This window comes from Heyndrickxia faecalis (genome assembly GCF_040267745.1).
In the GTDB taxonomy this organism is placed as follows: Bacteria; Bacillota; Bacilli; order Bacillales; family Bacillaceae_C; genus Weizmannia; species Weizmannia faecalis.
Genome location: NZ_CP158453.1, coordinates 2,807,868 through 2,830,129, shown reverse-complemented (window position 1 = coordinate 2,830,129; position 22,262 = coordinate 2,807,868). Strand labels below are relative to the sequence as shown.

Genomic DNA, 22,262 nt, shown 5'->3' with positions numbered 1-22,262 from the left:
GCACAGGAAACTGTAAAGAGGATGCATATAAGCGATAGCGAAGTTGCAATCCTGCAAAGAGGCAGTCAGAAGTGCTCATAGTACCGAAGATTGTACAGACAGCAAAACTGTACATAGGAAAGGGGCACAACTTTATTCATGTCTGTAAAGGAGGTAGTTACCGGTGATTGCCGATAAAGCTATTAACACCCATGAAAAAGTACGAGACTTCCAAAACAGACTATACCTTGCAGCCAAAGCTGACCGAAAGAGAAAGTTCTATGCAATATATGACAAGATATACCGTAAGGATATCTTAGAAGAAGCATGGAAACGGGTAAAACAGAATGGTGGAGCAGGTGGTGTCGATAAAGTCAGTATTGAAGACGTGAAAGCGTACGGCGAAGAAAAACTGCTGAACGAAATAGCGGAAGAATTGCGGACAGAGAAATATCGATGCAAGCCTGTTAGACGAACCTATATTCCAAAACAAGATGGTAGAAAAAGAGCATTAGGAATACCTACGATTAAGGACAGAGTAGTACAGATGGCTACAAAGATAGTAATAGAACCAGTATTTGAAGCCAATTTTCAGCCTTGTTCGTATGGCTTTAGACCGAAACGAAGTGCTAAACAGGCAATGGATAGGATATTCGAAGTAGCTGACAAAGGTGGGGCATTATGGGTAATAGATGCTGACATAAAAGATTATTTCGGGAGCATCAACCATGACAAACTACTTTTGCTGGTCAAACAGAGAATAACTGACCGTAGAGTGCTGAAGCTGATAAAAGGCTGGCTGAAGGCAGGAGTGCTGGAAGACAGTCAGTACAGTGAAAGTACAGTTGGGGCACCACAGGGCGGAGTTATTTCACCATTGTTATCCAACGTATATCTGAATTATTTTGATATATATTGGAATAAAGCTTTTGGACATCTGGGTGAATTAGTACGTTATGCAGATGATTTTGTGATACTGTGCAAGAGATTATCTCATGCAGAGGAAGCCTTACGTGCAGTCAAGTGGATTATGAGAAAGCTGGAATTAACACTACATAGTGAGAAAACAAGGCTGGTTGATATGTATTTTGGAAAAGACAGTTTTGATTTTCTTGGCTTTAATAATAGATTTCAGCGTTTCAGAAACAAAAGCTGGCAGTGGTATTGGACATTACAGCAGGTACCGTCCAAGAAGGCTATGAAGAAAATGAGAGCCAACATAAAAGAGGTGTTTGCAAGTCCGAGTAAACTGCTGTTGAGCATGGAAAAAATGGTGAAGCTGCTCAATCCAAAAATCATTGGTATGAGAAACTATTATACCAGACGATTTGCCAGACCATGGTTGTGGAAGATAGATAAGTATATCAATCACAAATTTACCCGGTGGTACAATCGGAAGAAACAACGCAACTACAGGCTTGCGAATGCGGCTAAGGTCAGAGAATTGACCGTACAGGCAGGACTGGCAAGTATTTGCGGCTGAATGCTGAAGGAAGAAGAATATCGGAAAGCCGTATGCGGGAAAACCGCACGTACGGTTTGATGAGGGGACGGTGGTATTCCCACTGTTCTACTCTATCAAGAGTTGAGTAATAAAAAACTGAAAAGCTTGTAAATAAAGGGTTTCCAGACATTTAGCTTTTCTCAAGGCCGATCTGCCGGATGTGTGGCAATGTCAGGAAACCCTATTTTTGTTGCTTGAGGGAACATATCAACCGTCCCGAAAATCTATAGTTGAGTTACCAGATTAGATAACCGCCGTTTTTTCGGGGGTTGAGGATACAGGATAGATGTAAATCAAATATAAATTTAGCAATATTTGTATAAATGCGATATTATAAAAGCCGATTCATATCTTCATCAAACTCTTTACGTCTTAAATCCCTGTTAAAGAAATGGAATCCCCATATCCTGTAATTATTGTCGTCTGCAAATTTAACTACAGGAATGGCATTTGATTCAAGTTGTAATAAAAAGTCTTCTTTCCATCCATCATTTTTTACAAGATGGGTACCTTTCGGCTCAATAAATATCTGTAGTTGTTCATACCCATTAACTTTAGGCGAATGTAAAAATAATAGATAATCTGGTTCGAAGCGTTCACCACCATCAAAAGAATATATTGCTAATTGGCGCTCATTCCGTATTAGGTAAACTTTATCATACTTAGCTTTTAGTTTATCAACATATTGTTTGAAATACGCAATAAATGCTTTTTCTTCTGATGTTCCATAGTTATCTTCAAATACAAACCAATTTTCTTTAGATAAATCAAGCTTCCAGGCCATAGGGACAGTACTATCGTTTTGTGAAACACCTAAGCCTCCATCTGTAGGATTAGTATAATTTACCCGCTTATCTTTAAATACCTCTCGAATATATTTTGCAATGAACGTTTTAGATCCTTCATAAGTTTCTTCAATACTAGAAATTGAAGTAGCTATTTTTTTCAAAACATTGACGCAAGCCTCATAAAGGATAGCAGGTGAAGGATCCTCATATCTTGAAGTAATATCTATTTTTACATTTCCAAGATAATTATCGTCAAAGATAAATTGGCTTATAGATTTTAATTGTGGGAAATAGCTTTTTAGTCTATTGAACTTAAACACATCATACTTACGAAGAGCTCGATGTACTAACGAATAATTAATCCTTGCCATTTCAGCAAAAGATGTATGTTTAGTGTATGTTGTTACCGAACTCTCTTTTGTTCCTTCTTCACCTAACATTATAGTATCCTCAGCTGCACGACCAGTTGCAATAGTTACATCATATGAATGATTGCGTATAGTAGGTGATAGACCTGTAACTTCTGATCTGTTTTTTATCAGCCTTTCATTATAGAATACATATCCTTGCTGATAAAGTGGATCTGCTTTAAATTCATCCTTTAATTTATATGTTCTCGTGACTGTATTTTCCATATAGAGACCAATTTCTTTTAGTGCTCTATATAATTCGGCAATATAACGAGATTCATTTTGGCAATGATAATATAGTTCTTCACAGACGCGAAGGGGGTGATCCAAATCTTTATCAAATTTTCGCTGATATTTATTTTGCCATTCTTCCACTTTAAACGGATAATATCTTGCTCCTCGTCCTATAAGCTGTGCTTCTGCTATTGTCGTTTTGCCGGGGACGCCATTTTTTGCATCTCGAGTTTCATAAAGACGTACAATGTCAAACAAATTAAGTACATCCCAACCCTCATCTAGTTTTCTTACTTCAAAAATTGCTCGATAGGGATTATCGGCATCTTCGAGCGAATTGACAATTATTTGATTCTTTTCTGCCTCAGAATCTTCATTAACTGAAAGGCACTTATCTTCCCCAAAAGCTTCTTTTATTTCTTGTGCCAATTGCTCAAAGGTTATTCCGTTTTTTTCAAAATACGAATATACTTTTTTCATAGTGTCTATTTCCGTAATAGATGCCAGCCGTTCTAGGACTGAACCATTCAGATTTTTTATGGTATCAATAAACTCTTTCATAAACGCTTTGCTTTCAGCAATAGTCTTAGCTTTAAATAAGACAACTGGTTTGCAGCTAATGCGAAAATCTTCGAATATTTTTAAGCGGTATTGACTTAATACAATCGCCTGTAATGCTCGTTCCATAATTGGTATGTCGGAACGCATGGTGCGTATTTCCTTTGAGTATCCATCTTCCCTAAACTTCTTTAGAGGATAATCGAATATTATTTTGTTCTCGTATTCGCGTTTTATATTTTCGTTTGCAAGGTCACATGTTGCAGTAAATTCGAGTAATACATTTTGATTGTTCATTTCAAAAATACTCTTAACTGTACTTTCCCAGCTCCTATAATTTTCAATTTCTTTTTTGTTGCCGCGGCGAGTATCAACATTGAGATGGTGGGCTTCGTCCGATATAAGAACTATTTTATTATCACGAAAATCATCTATAGAAACAGAGTTTTCTTTGACAAACCATATATCTGAATGAAGCCCTTGTATAGTTGTAAAGCAAATATTTATCTCATTCGGATCGCTTGCTTGGAAGTTATTAACTTCACGAATTTTAACTTTTTCTCCGTCAATATTAATTTCATCAGCAAAAAGATACTTCGATGAAGTACGATTTAAGAAATTTTCTTTTGTTTTTTGTACGATATTAGATAAATTTACAAAAAAGAGAAAATTTCTATATCCTTGTTTAAAAAGATATAGCATAAGTCCTGCCATAATAAGTGTTTTTCCACTACCAGTTGCCATATGAAAAAGTGTCTGTGTTGGCTTTCTACAAAGTGCTTCATTTTCGAAATATGTTATAAAATCGCAAAAGGCATCTTTTTGATACGGACGTAATTCAAAAGAAGGATTTAGATTATCAGGAATATATTTTGGTAATTCTTTGTATGCTCCATAATTCTTTGCTTGTTGAATTTGCTCATATAGGTACACTATTATACCCCCTCGTAAAAGCTTTTAGTAAATGCCTTGTCAGCTTCTGAAATATTATAATCCTCATCATCAATGTCACAGTAATTAACGTAGAGTTGATTTTTATCAAGCAGCTCCATAAGTAAACGCTTTTTTTCATCAAATGAGAGAGATTTAAAATCTTCTGACTCGATATCAATGTCTTTTGGATTTACATAGCAGCTTATAAAACCGGTTTCCTTCATTTCGTACCAAATACCGGAAAGTTCATTATCATTTTCGGCAATTTGTATTTTATCGGCATAATTCTGATTTAGCTTTACAAGCTCGCAATAAACAAAAGAGCCGCCGCCTTGCCAGTTGTTCTTTTTTGATATGCCGCTTTGTTCTCCTTCGATAACCTTATTCATACGGCGAATACAGATATCTATGTGTTTATCGAGTTGTTCACATACTATATAACGTCGTCTTAATTTATGGGCAACTGCAGCGGTAGTACCGGTACCGCCGAAGAAATCCAATACGATATCACCCTCATTTGTATGCGCTTTTATTATTCGCTCTATTAATTTTTCGGACTTCTGACCTTTTACTTCATCCTGAGGTGTGAGCATTTTTGAAACGGTTTCTCCGGAAAACGATACAATAGCAATGCTATTAAGGTCGTCGTATTCATTTGCGTTCCAAACATCTTCGATAGGGTACCTTTCGATATTAGTATTTGCTATTTCCTTGAATTCGCTTTTTGGAATATAATTTTTTATGAATTTGAGCCTTTTATAATCCTTTGAATAAAATAGTATTGTATCGTGATTTCTTATCCAGTTGTTGTCTGTCGTTTTATAGCCTGACAACCAACCGATTCGCCATATAATTTCACGCTGAAAATTGCTTTCCCCGAATATTTCATCCATTAATACTTTAGCATAATGAACCTGATGATAATCCAATTGAACGTAAATGGCACCCTCAGGAGACAACAGCTTCTGAGCAATATCCAGACGGTTTTTCATAAATGTGAGCCATGTCGAACGCTTAAAGTTATCGTTATATCCGAAAGAATCCGTTCCCGTATTATAGGGTGGATCTATGTAAATAAGATTTATTTTCCCCTCATATCTTTTGAGTAAAGAAGAAATTGCAAGCAGATTATTTCCTTTTATAATGAGGTTATCAGTGTCTTTAAACTCGGTGACGGGCTCTGTACCATCGGTATAATAACGCTTTGCATTGCTGAATACCTTGGGGTATAAGAGCCTGTCCACTTCATCCGGTGCAAGCGTTTCATTGTAAAATATCTCTTCCCGCTTTTGGTCTTCTTTTGTCTGACCGCCTTCAAGTATGCAGTCTTTATAGGGAAAAACGAGTTCCACATCTTTTGATGTAGATATATACTCATCTCGGCTGTTTGCGAGGCCTATTTTATTTTTATAACGAGTATATGAATCAGGCAAGAATTCTCTGTTGTTTATTACCCATCCGAATCCTACTTTATCGAAAACGAGAATTCCGTCAATATCAGTAAAGAAGCGCTTTTTAGTTTCTTCGTTTGATAATAGTAATTTAATGAGATTTGAATCCATTTGCATTGCTGCTTCGTATACAGAATTACGTAGCAATTCCCCGTTATCAGTAAAAAAACGTTGATCCTGTTTTAATATCTCAAGAACAGTATTAAAAAATTGATTATTCATCTCTATAACCTCACTTCAAAATATTTTATTAATTCCAGCTTTGTTCATAATAAATCAATTAACATCATTGTTGCGTTACTATTAAACAAAAGCTGATGCTACACTATTCATCCGGCTCAATCTCCATAATATCAGAAATATCACACTTTAAGGCCTTGCAAATCTTCACAAGAACATCAGTCGTTACATTTTCGTTTTTCCCGAGTTTTGCCATAGAAGATGTACTAATACCAGCCGCTTCTCTTAAATCTCTCTTTTTCATATCTTTATCAATTAAGAGTTTCCAAAGTTTTTTATAGCTTACGGTCATAATTTTCACCTCGCCATTATAGAGAATACCACAAAGTAGGATGAAACACAATAAAAATTTGAGCCCGCAAATTAATTATTGTGTTTTGCGAAATTCATGCTATAATTTACATAAGGAAATATCTGGTCTGTATGATGAAGTGTTATTGGGAGGTACGGTATGGCAAGCGTCAGCTCGTTCAGAGATGTTATTGCAAATATGTATTACAATGAACTCTTTGACGAATTGTCCGAGTATATTGAGGACAACCCGGATAAGCTGGAATCCAACTCATACCGTGTGCAATCACCGGATGAAGCGGCATTATCCGACTTTGACATTATAACTATAGACATAACCGACTCGCCAGGTAACAGTATTTTATTTGATGTAATTATTTCCGCAGAAGTTGAAATAGCAGAAACAGTACGAAGGAATCGCGAGACTGACGGTATAGAACAATGGTTCCGTATCTCCTGTAAAGCTGACCTTGATGACGGGATTCAGAATTTTCAAATCAACTCTGTTTCAATATATAACAAGTACAGAGAGAGCAAATTAGGCCGACTGTCTGAGTATTTAGTGCCAATTATAGAAAAGGAACAGTTTGACGATGTTGCTACTGAGTTTCTAAATGAGTTTTGCCCAGAAGCATTAAGTGTTCCTATGCCCATTCCAGTAGATGAAGTAGTGAAAAGAATGGGGCTTAAGGTTAAGGAAATCCAGCTTACAAAGCATTTCACTATATTTGGTCAAATAGTCTTTGACGATTGCACAATAGAGTATTACGACAGAAATGAAAGAACATATAAGCCTTTGGAAGTTTCAAGAGGAACAATTCTCGTAGATCCTAATGTGTATTTCATGCGAAACATAGGGTGTATGAACAATACCATTATTCATGAGTGTGTTCATTGGTATAAGCATAGAAAATACCATGAGTTAGTTAAGACATATAACAGCGATGCTTTGCTGATAAGCTGTAGAGTAAACGAAACAACAAAATACAAAAAGCAATGGACACCAGAAGACTGGATGGAATGGCATGCTAACGGAATAGCACCTCGCATCCTTATGCCTAAATCAATGACCATTAAAAAGATTGAGGAGCTGATAATAAAGAATGAGCTCCTTTTTGGTACTCATGACAGGTTAAATATAATGGAAAACGTCGTGTATGAATTGGCAGACTTCTTCCAGGTGTCAAGGATAGCAGCCAAAATAAGGATGCTTGACCTTGGATATAAGGAAGTTGAAGGTGTATATACATACGTCGATGACCACTTTATCAGCAATTATTCATTTAAAGCAGACTCATTACATAAGAATCAAACATACAGTATTAGCCTAAGCGATTCCTTTTTTGAATACTATGCAAATCCGGAATTCGCAAAGATTATAGACAGCGGTAATTTTATTTATGTTGATGGTCATTACGTTATTAACGACTCAAAATACATTAAAAGGTTAGAAAATGGAAGCCTCGATCTTACAGATTATGCAAAACTGCATGTAGATGAATGCTGCCTTCTATTTGATTTAAAGCTAAATAAAGCCTCCAAAATTGACATTGTAGTATACCTCGATTCTATAATGTTCCGTAAAGCTACACCGGATTATAACAGAGTGCCGACGTTTAATCCGGACAAGCATAATATGGAAGTATTTAATCGTTCAGAAGAGCTAAAGAAATTTCACGAAGAATTCGTCGAAGAGAGCCAGCATTGAGCCGTACAACCCAGACATTTTCCCAAATACGTGTCAGGTTTTTGTGAAAATCAATTTTTCCAAAATTAGGGCTATTTTTTATTCAACATCGAAAATCTCCAATAAATGGCTTATTACCGGAACCATAATGAATATTTATGATTTGCAATAAAATTTTCCGAATTTTTCTTTTCGCTGAAGTTTAATAAAATAAAGCTGGATAAAATGTGCTAAACATTGCTATTTTTTTGCTGGCTGCGAAGCAATCATGATGCAGAATGGATGACTTGGTCTTAATATAAAAACCTAAGTTCAGTTTTTAGAGTAATATGATTTTTCAATAGAGATGAGGGATAAGAAATGGGAATTGATTTTCACAGTAGGCAAAATCGATTGACTTATACAACCCGTGTTGCGGATCGTTCCTGGATTGACATGATGAGAAGTCTGCTAACTGTCGAGCATATATCAAACGCTTTAGATATCGGGTGCGGAGGAGGGATTTATTCAAAAGCCTTGGCAGATATGGGCGTTCAAACTGTTATAGGCATCGATTTTTCGGAACCGATTCTTGAAGGAGCGAAGGAAAATTGTAAAGACTATAAAAATATCTCCTTTCAACTCGGAAACGCTTATGATACAGGCTTAGAAAGCCAAAGTTTTCAATTGGTGATTGAAAGAGCGTTAATACACCATCTTCGGGATTTGCTTGCTTGTTTTAAAGAAGCACACAGACTGTTAAAGGATGGCGGAGTTTTCATTATTCAAGATCGCACACCCGATGATTGCTTATTAGAAGGAGATAACACAAACATCAGAGGGTATTTATTTGAGTTATTTCCAAAATTAATTGAAAAGGAAATAAAACGCAGGCATAGCAGCCAAACGGTTATCGAGGCTTTGCAAGAAGCGGGGTTCAAAAAAATCGAAGAAGTTAAATTATGGGAAATAAGAAAGGTACACGAGAATAAAGCGCAATTATTAAAAGACATAAGTGAGAGAACAGGAAGAAGCATTTTGTATGAACTGGATGATCAAGAACTAAGTTTGCTGACCGATTATGTCCAGAAAAAGGTGACAAAGGAAAATAACATCGTTGAAAAAGACCGGTGGACAATATGGAAGGCAACTATTTAGCTGATTGACCGCCTGCAGGGCAACGGGTAAGAACAACTACCCACTTTCCCCAATTTTGCAGGCGTAAAATTAGAAGATCCGGAAATGCATCAAAAGGGGGATGTTCAATTTTATTTACTAAATCCTGAACAATATTTATGTGTTTATGAGGCTTCCTCTATGAATAGTTATAGAGCAGATCATAACAATTATAAAGACATTGATAAAATAGATTTCCGAAAATATAAGTCCTGAAATTGAAGTATTTTTAACCAATTTCGGCCATTTCCTGGACAGTGCCGAAACGCGGCAAATTAGGGAAAGTGGCCGGTACTGCTATTTTAAGGCCGGGCCAGAATCAATACCCTTCAATGTCGCAGCAAACGCTATTGATTGAGTATCGTTTTAAAAGATGTCTCATGGCTAACCCAGATTCTGCTTAACGGATAGGACGTCCTGATATCTCACAGCACCTGAGCCATGTGGAGTGTGTTTGCATTTAAAAAATATAATGAGAAAATAAACCACAAGGCGGTGAAACGTTTTGAGAGTGAGCCGTGAAGAATTAAAGCGGATGATTGATCAAATTCCTGAACAAGATGTCCTTGAAGTGTATGATTTTATTGAATTTTTAACCTTCAAGCGGGGAGAACAAGCACTAAACGAAAAGGAAGTTGAATATCTGGCAAAAGATGAAGAAGTTGTTCGTCAGGTTCAAAAGAGTCGCGAAGATCGGCGAAACGGACGCATTTACAGCAAAGAACAGGGGCTTAAGTATCTTCGGAGATGTTTCAAGGGGTCTTAAGCGTGGACAAAGAGTATCGTGTATTTTGGTCACAAACTGCGCTGGACGAATTGAGCAATATTCGGGGATACAAACAAGAAGGCATATGCTTATTGGTGTTAGTATGAAACATAAACGCTTGGAACAAAAAGGATCGCTTGGTCAGCTTTCATTAGCTCGTAAAGTAACGATAAGTCGAGAAACCCCTACTTCGAGTGACCCATCGAAGTGAGAGTAGTTCACTGTGGAGCCATTTTTATACGTATATGTCAATTCTATTTCGTGCAATGTTTGTGCTCGCCTAAAGCGGGAGAAGGGAGAAAAATGAACAATCAATTTCGACGAGAAGATATTGACTTTTATTCAAATGGAACAAGGTGTAGCGCGTGGCTATATCTACCCAATGTAGATAAAAGGTGCCCGGTCATTGTAATGGCTCATGGCTTGGGTGGAGTGCGTGAAATGCGGTTGGACGCATATGCTGAAAGGTTTGCTGCTGCCGGGTATGCCTGCTTTTTATTTGATTATCGTAACCATGGAGCAAGTGACGGAAATAAAAGACAACGGATAAATGTAAAAGAACAACTTGCAGATTGGAACTCTGCCATTGATTTCATCAAAAAGAATGATAGCATTGATGATAGTAAAATACTCCTGTTTGGAAGTTCGTTTAGTGGGGGACACGTTATAACCCTATCAGCTCATCGAATAGATATTCTTGCAACCGTGGCACAGTGCCCATATACAAACACCTTAGCTACAGTGAAAACGGTCTCACCACTATCTGCCCTAAAAATATTCCCCTTTGCCATAGCTGACGTTTTATCTTCTATTACCGGGTATCATCCGGTCATGATTAAATTGGTGGATGCGCCGGGGAAAGTAGCGATGATGGCTGTTTCTGACTACAAAAAGGTTTTTAAGTTGATGCCTGAAAATTTAAAGTTTGTGAATAAAGCCCCCGCAAGATCGGTTTTAGAATTCTTTAAATATTCGCCTAGTAGATACACTAAAAATATAGGAATACCGATATTTTATGCGGTTTGTCGGAAAGATACATTAGCACCTGCTTGGGCAACCATAAAGTGTGCAAAACGCTCCAAGAAAGCAACGATAAAAGAGTATGACTGTGGACATTTCGATATTTATTTAGGTGATTATTTTGAAAATGCAATAGTAGATTATATAGGCTTTTTTGATAAAATTACAAAAGGCTAGTTGGATAATCAAATGCAACAAGCTAAATAAATGAAAAAAAACATGATAAACCGTTTGCGATAAAAACGCAATCAATACGGGGGTTTATCTATGGTGAAGATTGCCACCCTTCGTGCAGAAGGAAATCCATGCAAGTAATCACTGATATGGTTGGCTGTAATAAAAATACCGTATCTCGGGAACTGAAGCGTGGTACGGGCAGCATTTGAGTCAACATTCTTTGGCTCTGTTTCCATATTTTACAAAAACTTAAAAGACGGACAATAAATCTCCTGTTGCACAAAATACGATACTATGATATGGTAAGAGTAATGTAAATGAATATTCATAATAATCTACTAGGGGCGCCGGGTTGGCTGAGAAGTACCCTTTGAACCTGATCTAGTTCGTACTAGCGAAGGGAAGTAGGTGATGAAATTACACCTGATGATTTGTAATTGATACACCCGCTTTCCGATGGAGGGCGGGTTTTTTATTTTGAGGAGCCGCCTCTGGCTATCGCTCGGGGCAAGGGTGAAATCAGCTTGCAAACCGCATTCGGTTTCCCGGTAAACAAGGAGGAATCATTGTTGAAACGATCTTTTACAGAAAGGCTATATCAAAGTGTCCAGCCGATTTGGGAGAAAAACCATAACCATCCTTTTGTCGTGGGACTGGGGAACGGAACTTTAGAAAGAGATAAATTTATCTATTATTTAAAGCAGGATTACGTATATTTAGTTGAGTACGCAAAACTGTTTGCCATGGGTGTTGTGAAAGCGGGTAACCTCGACATGATGACGAGATTTGCTGCGGTTCTCCATGAATCGTTGCATTTTGAGATGGAACTGCACCGCCAATACGCTGCCGAGTTTGGCGTTACTCGGACGGATTTAGAAGCAACCCAACCAACACCGGTTAATCTTGCTTACACGAGTTATATGCTGCAAGTGGCCGCCAATGGAAGCTTGGCTGAACTTGTTGCCTGCTTGTTGCCGTGTGCCTGGGATTATTGGGAAATTGGGAAGCTGCTGAAATTAAATCATCGAGACAAATTGGAGGCCAATCCTTACAAGAAATGGATCGAAACCTATTCTTCAGAAACGTTCGGCTCCGGAACGCAGTGGTTAATTGACTTAATGGACCAACTGGCAAGCGGAAAATCAGAAACGGAACTGGCAGTCTTAGAACGCCATTTTCAAATAGCCTCAAAGTATGAGTATTTATTTTGGGATATGAACGATAAAAAACAAGACTGGCCGGTCTGATTTTCATTCGCAACTAAAAAGGAGGGAAGGTTGGTTCTAATGAGAAAAACACAAAAAATAACAGCAACTGCAGTTATTGCAGCTATCACAACTGCATCCAGCAGTTTGATTTATATCCCGGTTGGTTTTGCAAAAATTTTTCCGGTACAGCATTTTGCCAACATACTCTCGGCTGTTTTGCTCGGCCCCGGTTATGCGGTTGCGCAAGCTTTTATATCCTCGCTTTTACGTAACTTGCTTGGGACGGGGAGTATTTTTGCCTTTCCGGGAAGCATGATCGGCGCGTTTTTGGCAGCTTATCTGTACGCGAAGACGAATAAGCTCATTTTTGCCTTTGTTGGGGAGGTCATGGGGACAGGCATTCTCGGTGCCTTGGCATGTTATCCCATTGCTGTTTTCTTACTCGGCCAAGCGTCAACGCTTTTCGGATTTATCCCTGCCTTCTTTTTAAGCTCTTTTGCAGGGGCCATTTTTGGCTATGTTTTGATAAAAGTTTTACAAAAAAATAAAGGGTGGGACAGAATGATCAATCATACCGTAAGCAACCGTAAGCTTTGAGTGAAGCACCACGGAGGATTGAAGGCATTTGCCATGGTGCATACAGGTTGCCAGCCATTGATAACCGGTCAAAATCCATGCCAGCAAAACCAGGCTCTTGAAAACAGCAAGCTGTCTTGCGTTATTTTTATTCCTGTCCCGAAATCTGTGCCAGCAACAACAGGCTCTTGAAAGCAGAGCCTGATGCTGTTAGCATTATGACGGCACTCCGGCATAGTCTGAGACCTTCGCTGGCCGGATCCATTTGCCAACCGGCTCGCCTGTGATACCACCGCCATCCAGATCGAATATGAGCTGACCTCTTAAAAAAGTTTTCGTAACCCGGCAATCAATTTTTCTGCCGATATACGGGCTGTGCTTATGGCGGTAATAGAGGTCTTCCGCACTTACCGTGTATGGCCGGTCGGGATCGAGAAAGAGAAGATCCGCATCTTTTGCGAGCGCAATTTCCCCTTTCGATTTTAAGCCAAAACGTTCGGCAGGGTTGGTTGCAATCATGCGCGTAAATTGCGTAATGGGAATACTGCGCTTTTTGACAGCCTCATCGAACATCAAATCGACATTATGCTGGCACCCGGTTATGCCGCCCCATACCTCAAAAATATTTCCGGTTTCGCTGTCCTTCATTACAGGCGGGCAAGGGGAATGGTCGGATGTCAGCATATCGATTTTTCCTTGTTTCAATACTTCCCAAAGTTTTTCCTGCTCCGCTTCGCTGCGTAAAGGCGGGGAACATTTTGCAAGTGGGCCGATTTCCGCAAATTGGGCTGTTGTGATGGTAAAGTAATGGGGGCATGACTCAAGCGTGACATCCTGTCCTTCGTTCCGCGCTTTCGTAATTTCTTCCACTCCTTCCGCACTGCTGACATGGACAAAATGCAGTTTGCACCCGGTTTGTTTCGCAAAATACAGCGCCCGCTTGATGGCATCCACTTCTGTAAATACCGGCCGTGTTGAAACATAATCAGCCGGACTTGTTTTCCCTTGTTTGATCATCTCCTCTGCTAACCCATCGGTAATGGCGGCATTCTCTGCATGAATCAATAAAATATGTCCCAGCTCGGCTAATTTTTTCATCCCCGCATAAAGCGTGTAATCATCTACATTTTTAAAGTCTCCCGGCAAATCGGTTCCGCAGCTGGCCATAAAACATTTATAAGCGACCACGCCGCAATCAGAGAGTTCTTTTAAGTGATCGAGATTACCGGGCACTAATCCGCCGTAAAAGGCGTAGTCCACATAGTTTTTTTCGGCGGCAGCGGCAAGCTTTTTTTCTAAAGCATCTTTTGTTGTCGTGGCAGGCAGCGCATTTAAAGGCATATCTACATACGTTGTCGTTCCCCCGGCGGCAAGCGCCTTTGTTCCGGTTTCAAACCCTTCCCATTCCGTCCGTCCCGGTTCGCACATATGTACATGGATGTCGACCATTCCCGGCATTACATATTGGCCTGAAGCATCATAAACTTGTTCTGCTGTTTCCTCAATTTTATCCGCAATTACAGCAATTTTTCCATTTTGGATGGCAAGATCAGCGATTTTAACGCTGTTTCTAAAAACAACTTTTCCATTTTTAATGAGCGTATCATATTTCATTGTGAATGCCCTCCCTGTGATTTGGTTCGAGAACGACTGTGTTTTGAAAAATTGTATCCTTTTTAAATTTTGAAAATGGAAATGCGTATTTTGACAGAATGACATAGGCTAAACCAGCCGCAACAAAGCCGATGATCCATGCCAGTTCCACTTTTGCAAGTGCGGCAGCCGCGCCAATTACTAATGAAATGACAGCCGCAGGGTTATAGCCGGAATAAGGCCCGTCTTCCGCGTACAAGTCGGCGATATTTACCTTTTGTTTTCGGAAGATGTAGTACTCAATCAATAGAATGGCTACAATCGGACCTAAAAATGCCGAGTAAGCCAGAATAAAAATGTCGAGCCCCTTTGCTGAAGAATCCCGGACAAGCACCCATGGAAAAGATGCAAAAGCAAGCAGCCCTGTAATGGTGACAGCATACTTATACTTTAATTTCGTAAGCAATGTAATGACGTAAGTTGGCGGAATAATATTGGCAACCATATTCACCGAAACGGTCCCGATCACGATAAACGCAGACACGAAAAATGTAATATAAGGATTATCGACCACCACCGAAAAGGCCTTTACAGGATTTGTAATACCGGTAGCAGAAGCAAGCATGGCCCCCATCGTTAAAGCAAACCCGTATGCGATAAAGATCGGAATAAAATACAATAACCTTCTTTTTGTATGGCTGATCCCGGCTTTCAATTCTCTTGAATAATCCGCTGCACTTAAAAAGATGGCGGCATAATTGCCCATAAACGTCATGATAAAAGCAAAGAATGGCAGCCCCCACGTTCCTTTTGCATGCACCCATTTGTTTGCAATCGTGGCGCTATGGGATGTGAGAAGAATGCTGAACACATAGAAAAGTGCAGCTAAAATCACGACTGAAGTCAGGGCCTCCACCCACTTAATCGCATGAAAGCCATAGAGGGAGAGCGCAATTTGAAACAATTGGAGCACGATAAAGCAAACAGCCGCATTGTCAAAAGCTCCGCCCGTTGCAATTTTGGCCATTTCATTTAAAGCCGTGCCGCCAATCCAGCTTTGGTATCCGTACCAAACAATGGCAGGTATACCGCGGCAAAGCGATGTGAATATCGAACCCTTTACGCCGAAGGACATTCTCAGCTGGACAACGTACGGAATGCCTGTTTTGTAGCCTAATCTGTCGTTCAATGAAAAGATGGTTGAAATAATACTGATGGCGATCAATGCCGCAGCAAAAGTTTGGTAAATGTTTAATGTCGCCATCCCGGCCACAATCAGACTTGCACCAAGCGTAATATTTCCAATATTGACCCCGTCCCCAATCCACATAAAAATATAATTCAAAGGGCCAACTGTTCTGTCTGCATCTGTTTTCGGGATCAGGGAGGGATCCATACTCGCCTTCTTCTGCGGTTGCGGATAAGCACTTTCCAATTGAGTAGCCATTGCTTCAGCTCCTTTTCAATAAATTTACGGTAGTGAATTTGGGATGTTTCTTTTGATGTCATTTAATATCACATATAATGTCATCTGTATTTTTAATATAGCAAAGGATAAACGATTTTTCATTAGCGATTTTGCACAATTCTTTATCTATTTATTATTCAAAATAGATAAAGTAGAACCAGTGTTGGTGTTTTCTTTGTTTTTTATGTAAGGTAACTTAACATGAATAGGAGGGAGAGCTGAAAGATTTTTTCTTGGTGAAAACAAAAGCTTGGGTTTGAGGAGACATCCTTTATCCAAATAATCGCTGCTGTAGGAAATGTAAAAACAGCAGATTCTGCACATGATTCAACCAGGATTTTTTAGCAAAAATGGTCACGGCCGGATTTGTATGGATGTTTTGCACCGAAAACTCGCCTCAGCAATTTCCCCATTCAGTGCTACCAATTTTGTTATAATAGAAATGCTAGGTGAGAGCCCAAAAATATCAGTGATCATTTCTGGTGAGCGAGGACAAATATTGTAAGCGGTTAAGTATAGAATGGTTTTTATATATTGTTGTGTTTACATCAAATCCATTTAGGAAAAGGAGCGTTGCGCATGTCCTATATCGTTGATTTCAAAAATGTGTCTGATGTTGGTCTAGAGTCTTCACCTGTTGCGAAGGCGCTAGCCGGTTTGCGTGCGAATGAGGCGCGCTATTTTATGAATAAATACAAACACGTATTTACTGTTTTGCCAGCTGCAGAAAGCGGAGAGACCCTAGAATATGTGAATAGGATTTTGAAAGAAGAACGCGGCATTGAATTTGCAGCCAAGCCATTGGAAACTTCGCGTTTTCAAGTGGAAAATATCCAATTTGCTTACGTCTTTTACGAGGATGGCCTCGTTGTCAATGTAATGTATTCCATAGATGATCCGAAGAAGCGGGCGGTTGGTTTTAAACTTTCTGAGGGGATGGAAGTACCAAAGGAATTAGAAGGGAAATTTAAATTTGCCAGACAAAAGTCAAAACTGGCCGGCACCATACGGGGGTCATTTTTTGTCATAAAAGGCGAGTATTAAAAGCAATAATCTGGACGAGCTTGCTGGACGAGTCAGAACAGGCCAAAAGCTGATTCGTCCGGCAAGCTTCGTTACTTTTCGTTCTTCAAGGACGTAAACTATTCTATCAACTGCCATCTACATAACCAATGCCACATTTTCCATCACTTTTTATTAATTTCATTTGTTTTTTCAACTTAACTGTAAGATATTCCAATTTCCGCCCAGCTGAGAAAAACTCCCCATTCTAGTCGTGCTGTTTTAGTTGATCCTTCAATTAAGCAGCCCAATTTTGCACATAGTCTTCTGCACTGATTGCGCTTACATGTTTTAACATTTGTTATATGATGAAAATGTAGGAAGGAGGAACAAATGGGAGTGAAAAATATGGGCGCTTCCAAGAAAAAGCTCATTTTAAACTACTTAGCACATCAAGAAGGATACACATCTGTTGAAGATTTATCAAGCACCTTTAAAATTTCCAAAAGAACGGTCTATTATATTTTCAACGCTCTAAATAAAGAATTGCTTGCAAAAAAAATGGAGCCCATTCAAAATGTCAGGAATGAGGGCTACTATCTAAAAAAAGAAACGAAAGAAAAAATACTTAAAACAGGGGATGCCATCGAAGAATCAACACCGATTAAATATTCAAAAGATGAAAGATGCAACATAGATATTCTGCTTAGTTTAATCAGTACGAAAAAAGTTACCCTTGAAGGGCTGTCTGAACTTGAAAATATCTCAAGAAATACTGCTATAACAGATATTGATCGGGCCAGAAGCCTGCTTAAAAAGTCCAACCTTGCCCTTAAAAATGATCCTAAACACGGCTACTGGTTAAGCGGAAAAGAAGAAGATATCCGTTGGTGGTTTCATGAATTTATTAGCAATCACTCAAATTTGTACAAAAAAATGATAAGCAGTGAACATTTTCAACACTTCATCGATTGCAAAGCTGAAAATCAATTTATACGTGGAACCGGTGCATGGTTAGAAGATGTAGAAAGATTGACGGGAAAACATTTTTCGGACGACGCTATAAACATTTTATCGGTTTATATCCCGTTTGTTATTCAGCGAATTAAAAAGAATAGAACAGTCGGACCATTAAAAGAATACGAATTAAATGTTCTGAAAACGTACCCTGAATACGAACTGGTTTCGCAGCTGTTAAAGTTATTTGATATTAATCCTGAAGTATATGAAAACGAAATCTTTTATATAGAAACACTTCTTTTGAGCAGCCAGATCAATTTTATCAGTTCGGAGTCCAAATATGCACCGCAAAAATTTACCGGATTGGATACGGTCGTTGAAAAAGTGATTTTACGTTTTCAACAAATATCCGGCATCAATTTCGATAATATTTATGAATTGAAAAAGAATCTGTACGTGCATCTTCTTGCTTGTTACTATCGGGTGCGCTATGGTGTGAAGTATCAAAACAGGCTGTTAAAGGAGATCAAAAAGAATTACGGGAATGTATTTTCATTTACAAGATTCTCCATTCAGCCTTTTGAAGCCTTTTGTAAACATTCTATCAGTGAAGATGAAATCTCGTTAATCTCGATTTATTTTGGTGCGGAAATTGATAAACAAAGAAAAAACTGGCCTACAAAAGCAGTTCAAAAAGTTTTGCTTGTCTGCAGCAGCGGTGTTGGAACTGCAGCCATCTTGAAACAAAAACTTCAATCGTTGTTTCCATTTGTAAGTTTTGAAGGTCCAATCACAGAGCGAGAGTATTTAAAACAATCGGAAATACAGGAAAACCTGGTGATTTCCACGGTAAACATTCCGGAAAAAAATAAAAAAGTCATTACAGTTCATTCCATCCCGGATCATCAGGATTTAAAAATACTCACCAAAAATCTTGTTCAATTTGATATTTATCGAAATGAACTTGTCTCATCTATTTTGGATGTTGTTAGTGATTATGCGAAGATTCATGACTTTAATGGCTTAACACAAGGATTAATTCAGCTGTTTAATAAACCAAACTTCAAGAGTGGAACAGGAGGGATCTATCAGCCAATGCTGAGTGAGCTATTAACTGATCATACAATTCAAGTTGTAAAAAATGATGGCCTCGATTGGATGAAAGCCATTCAAAAGAGCGCAAGCCCGCTCTTAATGGAGGGCAAAATTAACCAGGAATATATTGATGCCATGATAAACGTTGTCAATCAGCATGGGCCGTTTATCAATATTGGCAGAGAAATTGCCTTGGCGCATGCACGTCCCGAAAATGGTGTCAAGCACTTAGGAATGTCACTGTTGAAGCTTGATAAACCGGTTGATTTAGTAGATAAAGAACATCCGGTTAGGATTTTTATTACTTTAGCAGCCATCGATAATACGGCCCACTTAAAAGCATTATCCGAGCTTGCAACATTGCTGGGGAAGGAAGAAAAATTAGAGCAACTTTTACATGCGAAAACGAAAGAAGAAATTTTATCCATTATTACAGAGGAGGAGAATATTCAATGAAAATTGCAGCTGTATGCGGATCAGGTTTAGGTTCCAGTTTCATGATTGAAATGAACATCAAGTCGATTTTAGATCAATTAGGGATTAATCAGGATGATATTGAAGTGACTCACTTCGATATGGGAAGTGCTACCCCGGATTCTGCAGACCATTTCTTTGTCGGCCAGGATTTAGCTGAGGCAACTGAAAAACTTGGAGCCGAGAAAGTAACAGTATTAAAAAGTATTATTGATAAAAATGAATTGAAAGAAAAAGTGGTTCAATTTTTGCAAGAATCCGGTCGTTTGCCTGAATAATTCATGGATAAGCAAAAAATTCGTGCATGGATGCGTTTTTATCCAGATCTAACCAAAGATGAATGAACAAAGCATTATTTTTTCATTCAGACAAATTGAGGTGACGAGATCATGAAAGATTTTTTAAATGTATTAATTGGTATTGCCAGTACGCCGGCACTTCTTGTTGCTTTAATTGCCGTTATCGGTTTAATCCTTCAAAAGAAATCGATCAGTAACATATTGCTGGGCGGTATAAAGACGTTTGTAGGATTCCTGGTTTTAACAGGGGGTGCGGGTATTGTACAGAATTCTTTAACACCATTTGGGGAAATGTTTAAACATGCTTTTTCCGTTCAGGGTGTTGTCCCAAATAATGAGGCGATTGTAGCCCTTGCCCTCACAAAATATGGTACACCGACAGCATTGATTATGCTGGTTGGCATGATTGTCAATATTTTCATTGCACGATTTACGAGATTTAAATATATCTATTTAACAGGGCATGCGACTTTATATATGTCCTGTATGATTGCGGTCATTATGACGGTATCCGGTTTTACATCCGTACCCTTAATCCTTTTAGGCGGATTGATTCTCGGAATGGCAAATGCCTTGTCACCGGCTATCATGCAGCCATTCATGAAAAATGTTACTGGTACAGATGAAGTTGCACTTGGACATACCGGTAATTTTGGATACATGATTTCAGCTGTTATTGGTAAATTTTTCGGAAATCAAAACCATTCAACAGAAGATCTTAAAGTCCCAAAAGGCCTTTCCTTCTTGCGTGATTCAACGGTTGCCATAACGCTTACGATGGGAGTTATTTATATAATTCTAGCTATTTTTACTGGCAAAGGATATATTGAAGCAAAACTAAGCGATGGAACAAACTTTATTATTTATGCCATCCAAATGGCAGGTACTTTTGCTGCAGGTGTGTTTGTCATCCTTTCGGGTGTCCGTTTGATCTTAGGCGAAATCATTCCGGCGTTTAAAGGGATTTCTGAAAAATTAGTTCCAAACTCTAAACCGGCACTTGACTGTCCAATTGTTTTTCCATATGCCCCAAATGCTGTTTTGGTCGGCTTTTTCTCAAGCTTTATCGGCGGAATCGTGAGCATGTTTCTGATGATTGCCTTCCACACGATAATCGTTTTGCCAGGCGTCGTTCCCCACTTTTTCTGTGGTGCAACAGCAGGGGTATTTGGCAATGCAACAGGCGGGCGCAGAGGTGCGATACTCGGTTCATTCATCCATGGAATCGTTATTAGTTTCATGCCGATTGCGCTGATGCCGGTATTAGGCAATCTTGGCTTCGAAAATTCTACATTCTCTGACACAGACTATGGTGTTGTCGGCCTTTTCTTAGGAGGTTTAGGGGGATTAGGAGGCGCTGTACTGATAACGACAGGAATTTTTGCTGTTCTTGCCATTATGCTTATTCTAACCGCGTTCAAAAAGAAAAATGCAAATCCTGCTGGAAATAAATAACCAATTGGTTTGGGGAATTTTAGAGATGAGATAAGTGGAAATGGTCCGGACATCCATGGCTGCCATTTTAAAAGACTAAAGCGGATGAATGGATCCGTATGAACGGATGTACTGCTAAAATGCTGTGGACTCTTCAAATCACTTAAAAAGGAAAAGCAATTGGCTTAAAAATGAAAGAAAGCTCTTCTTGTAGCCGCGAAAAGAGCTTTCTTTTAATGTAGAAAGCCGAGTTGCTGATGGTGCCTACTCATGCGAATGTTTAAAATGAAAACAACGGTGTTAAGAAAAAGCCCTTATTATATAAAATGAACTTAAGTTTTTCATCAAGCACGAGCAGCAATTTGCATGAGGCCTACTTTATTCAGCAGGCAACGGAGCCGCGATATTTTGTTCATTTATATAGGAGCTTTTTTAAGATGTTTTTTTCGTGATTACATCTATTAATTTGATGGATGCTTTTATTATAAATGTGATTACTGCAGCGATCACAAAAGATACAAAGATCAAGGCAATATAATTAACATTTATAGCTGGAGACATTATTTGTGATGCAAATGCAACTAAGACAATCAAATAAGTAATAATAAACGTTTTAGATAAAAAGAAGCTTTTCAAGCCGTACACCTCCATTCATCATTCATGCTATGCCCAGATCAAGCTTTGAGCAATTTTATTATAGCATCCTTTCGAAATCGCCTCCATAAAATCCAAGGAAAATTAATTTTTTTCCGAACTGTTAACTGTTTTCTCTTTTCTATGTGGTTATCTTCCCGATCATAGGTTACAATCTTGATCAGACACGGCTGCAATAAAATCTTTTCTGCCTGTGGTCAGAAAAAAGGTATTGAAAAGAGAAAAAATTCATTCTATAATATGCGCATAGTGTTGTTTAGCCAACCGTTGTGATTTTCCGGGCATGGGGACCCCTTTTATATCCAA

16 protein-coding genes and 1 riboswitch are annotated in these 22,262 nt (G+C 38.7%); of the genes, 11 read left to right on the top strand and 5 right to left on the bottom strand.

Annotation, left to right across the window (positions count from 1 at the left end; translation table 11 throughout):
- The first annotated feature begins 163 nt into the window (after positions 1 to 163).
- Positions 164 to 1,462, top strand: coding sequence for a group II intron reverse transcriptase/maturase (gene ltrA, locus ABR335_RS13725; protein WP_350346255.1), 1,299 nt, complete (start codon positions 164 to 166; stop codon positions 1,460 to 1,462).
- 352 nt (positions 1,463 to 1,814) lie between these two features.
- On the opposite strand, the gene ABR335_RS13720 is transcribed toward ltrA, so the two are convergent.
- From ABR335_RS13720 to ABR335_RS13710, 3 genes are all read right to left on the bottom strand, one after another.
- Positions 1,815 to 4,406, bottom strand: a complete 2,592-nt coding sequence (locus tag ABR335_RS13720; RefSeq protein WP_014095941.1) for a DEAD/DEAH box helicase family protein — start codon at positions 4,404 to 4,406, stop codon at positions 1,815 to 1,817.
- Positions 4,407 to 4,408: 2 nt separating this feature from the next.
- A complete protein-coding gene (locus ABR335_RS13715) occupies positions 4,409 to 6,079 on the bottom strand; it encodes a DNA methyltransferase (protein ID WP_014095940.1) in 1,671 nt (556 codons plus the stop codon).
- Positions 6,080 to 6,182: 103 nt separating this feature from the next.
- Positions 6,183 to 6,389 (bottom strand): helix-turn-helix domain-containing protein, encoded by a 207-nt coding sequence (locus ABR335_RS13710; RefSeq protein ID WP_014095939.1) that lies wholly within the window; start codon positions 6,387 to 6,389, stop codon positions 6,183 to 6,185.
- A gap of 159 nt (positions 6,390 to 6,548) precedes the next feature.
- Here ABR335_RS13710 and ABR335_RS13705 point away from each other — a divergent pair, with 159 nt between their 5' ends.
- From ABR335_RS13705 to thiW, 6 genes are all read left to right on the top strand, one after another.
- Positions 6,549 to 8,096 carry an ImmA/IrrE family metallo-endopeptidase gene (locus ABR335_RS13705; RefSeq protein ID WP_014095938.1) on the top strand — a complete coding sequence of 516 codons (1,548 nt, stop codon included), beginning with the start codon at positions 6,549 to 6,551 and terminating at the stop codon, positions 8,094 to 8,096.
- 339 nt (positions 8,097 to 8,435) lie between these two features.
- Entirely contained in the window at positions 8,436 to 9,212 is a 777-nt protein-coding gene (locus ABR335_RS13700; protein ID WP_014095937.1) for a class I SAM-dependent methyltransferase, read from the top strand.
- Positions 9,213 to 9,741: 529 nt separating this feature from the next.
- Positions 9,742 to 9,996, top strand: coding sequence for a hypothetical protein (locus tag ABR335_RS13695; protein ID WP_225621020.1), 255 nt, complete (start codon positions 9,742 to 9,744; stop codon positions 9,994 to 9,996).
- Between the two features lie 303 nt (positions 9,997 to 10,299).
- Entirely contained in the window at positions 10,300 to 11,193 is an 894-nt protein-coding gene (locus ABR335_RS13690) for an alpha/beta hydrolase (RefSeq protein ID WP_014095935.1), read from the top strand.
- A 330-nt stretch (positions 11,194 to 11,523) separates the two neighbouring features.
- Positions 11,524 to 11,613, top strand: a riboswitch (TPP riboswitch).
- Between the two features lie 146 nt (positions 11,614 to 11,759).
- A complete protein-coding gene (gene tenA, locus ABR335_RS13685) occupies positions 11,760 to 12,440 on the top strand; it encodes a thiaminase II (protein ID WP_407067039.1) in 681 nt (226 codons plus the stop codon).
- 39 nt (positions 12,441 to 12,479) lie between these two features.
- The gene (gene thiW, locus ABR335_RS13680; protein WP_029142551.1) at positions 12,480 to 12,998 is read left to right on the top strand and encodes an energy coupling factor transporter S component ThiW; all 519 of its coding nucleotides are present in this window, start codon (positions 12,480 to 12,482) and stop codon (positions 12,996 to 12,998) included.
- A gap of 195 nt (positions 12,999 to 13,193) precedes the next feature.
- Here thiW and allB read toward each other — a convergent pair whose 3' ends face one another.
- Both allB and ABR335_RS13670 read right to left on the bottom strand, forming a co-directional pair.
- Positions 13,194 to 14,591: an allantoinase AllB gene (allB, locus tag ABR335_RS13675; protein ID WP_328229882.1), complete on the bottom strand. Its 1,398-nt coding sequence runs from the start codon at positions 14,589 to 14,591 to the stop codon at positions 13,194 to 13,196.
- Positions 14,581 to 16,017, bottom strand: a complete 1,437-nt coding sequence (locus ABR335_RS13670; RefSeq protein ID WP_014095931.1) for an NCS1 family transporter — start codon at positions 16,015 to 16,017, stop codon at positions 14,581 to 14,583. Before ABR335_RS13670 ends, allB begins: the two co-directional genes overlap by 11 nt.
- Positions 16,018 to 16,617: 600 nt before the next feature.
- Here ABR335_RS13670 and ABR335_RS13665 point away from each other — a divergent pair.
- The 4 genes from ABR335_RS13665 to ABR335_RS13650 all read left to right on the top strand — a co-directional run bounded on the left by ABR335_RS13665 (position 16,618) and on the right by ABR335_RS13650 (position 21,323).
- Positions 16,618 to 17,082, top strand: a complete 465-nt coding sequence (locus tag ABR335_RS13665) for a hypothetical protein (protein ID WP_026684858.1) — start codon at positions 16,618 to 16,620, stop codon at positions 17,080 to 17,082.
- A gap of 351 nt (positions 17,083 to 17,433) precedes the next feature.
- The gene (locus ABR335_RS13660; protein WP_061577777.1) at positions 17,434 to 19,551 is read left to right on the top strand and encodes a BglG family transcription antiterminator; all 2,118 of its coding nucleotides are present in this window, start codon (positions 17,434 to 17,436) and stop codon (positions 19,549 to 19,551) included.
- Positions 19,548 to 19,847 carry a PTS sugar transporter subunit IIB gene (locus ABR335_RS13655; protein WP_035182291.1) on the top strand — a complete coding sequence of 100 codons (300 nt, stop codon included), beginning with the start codon at positions 19,548 to 19,550 and terminating at the stop codon, positions 19,845 to 19,847. The genes ABR335_RS13660 and ABR335_RS13655 overlap by 4 nt, the downstream gene beginning before the upstream one ends.
- 111 nt (positions 19,848 to 19,958) lie before the next feature.
- A complete protein-coding gene (locus tag ABR335_RS13650) occupies positions 19,959 to 21,323 on the top strand; it encodes a PTS ascorbate transporter subunit IIC (protein ID WP_350346254.1) in 1,365 nt (454 codons plus the stop codon).
- Positions 21,324 to 22,262 lie beyond the last annotated feature (939 nt).

Coding starts and splice junctions, on each gene's coding strand:
- ABR335_RS13670 (WP_014095931.1), bottom strand. CDS start 16,017: ATGGCTACTCAATTGGAAAGTGCTTATCCGCAACCGCAGAAGAAGGCG.
- allB (WP_328229882.1), bottom strand. CDS start 14,591: ATGAAATATGATACGCTCATTAAAAATGGAAAAGTTGTTTTTAGAAAC.
- ABR335_RS13660 (WP_061577777.1), top strand. CDS start 17,434: ATGGGAGTGAAAAATATGGGCGCTTCCAAGAAAAAGCTCATTTTAAAC.
- ABR335_RS13690 (WP_014095935.1), top strand. CDS start 10,300: ATGAACAATCAATTTCGACGAGAAGATATTGACTTTTATTCAAATGGA.
- ABR335_RS13710 (WP_014095939.1), bottom strand. CDS start 6,389: ATGACCGTAAGCTATAAAAAACTTTGGAAACTCTTAATTGATAAAGAT.
- ABR335_RS13715 (WP_014095940.1), bottom strand. CDS start 6,079: ATGAATAATCAATTTTTTAATACTGTTCTTGAGATATTAAAACAGGAT.
- ABR335_RS13700 (WP_014095937.1), top strand. CDS start 8,436: ATGGGAATTGATTTTCACAGTAGGCAAAATCGATTGACTTATACAACC.
- ABR335_RS13655 (WP_035182291.1), top strand. CDS start 19,548: ATGAAAATTGCAGCTGTATGCGGATCAGGTTTAGGTTCCAGTTTCATG.
- ABR335_RS13705 (WP_014095938.1), top strand. CDS start 6,549: ATGGCAAGCGTCAGCTCGTTCAGAGATGTTATTGCAAATATGTATTAC.
- thiW (WP_029142551.1), top strand. CDS start 12,480: ATGAGAAAAACACAAAAAATAACAGCAACTGCAGTTATTGCAGCTATC.
- ABR335_RS13650 (WP_350346254.1), top strand. CDS start 19,959: ATGAAAGATTTTTTAAATGTATTAATTGGTATTGCCAGTACGCCGGCA.
- ABR335_RS13665 (WP_026684858.1), top strand. CDS start 16,618: ATGTCCTATATCGTTGATTTCAAAAATGTGTCTGATGTTGGTCTAGAG.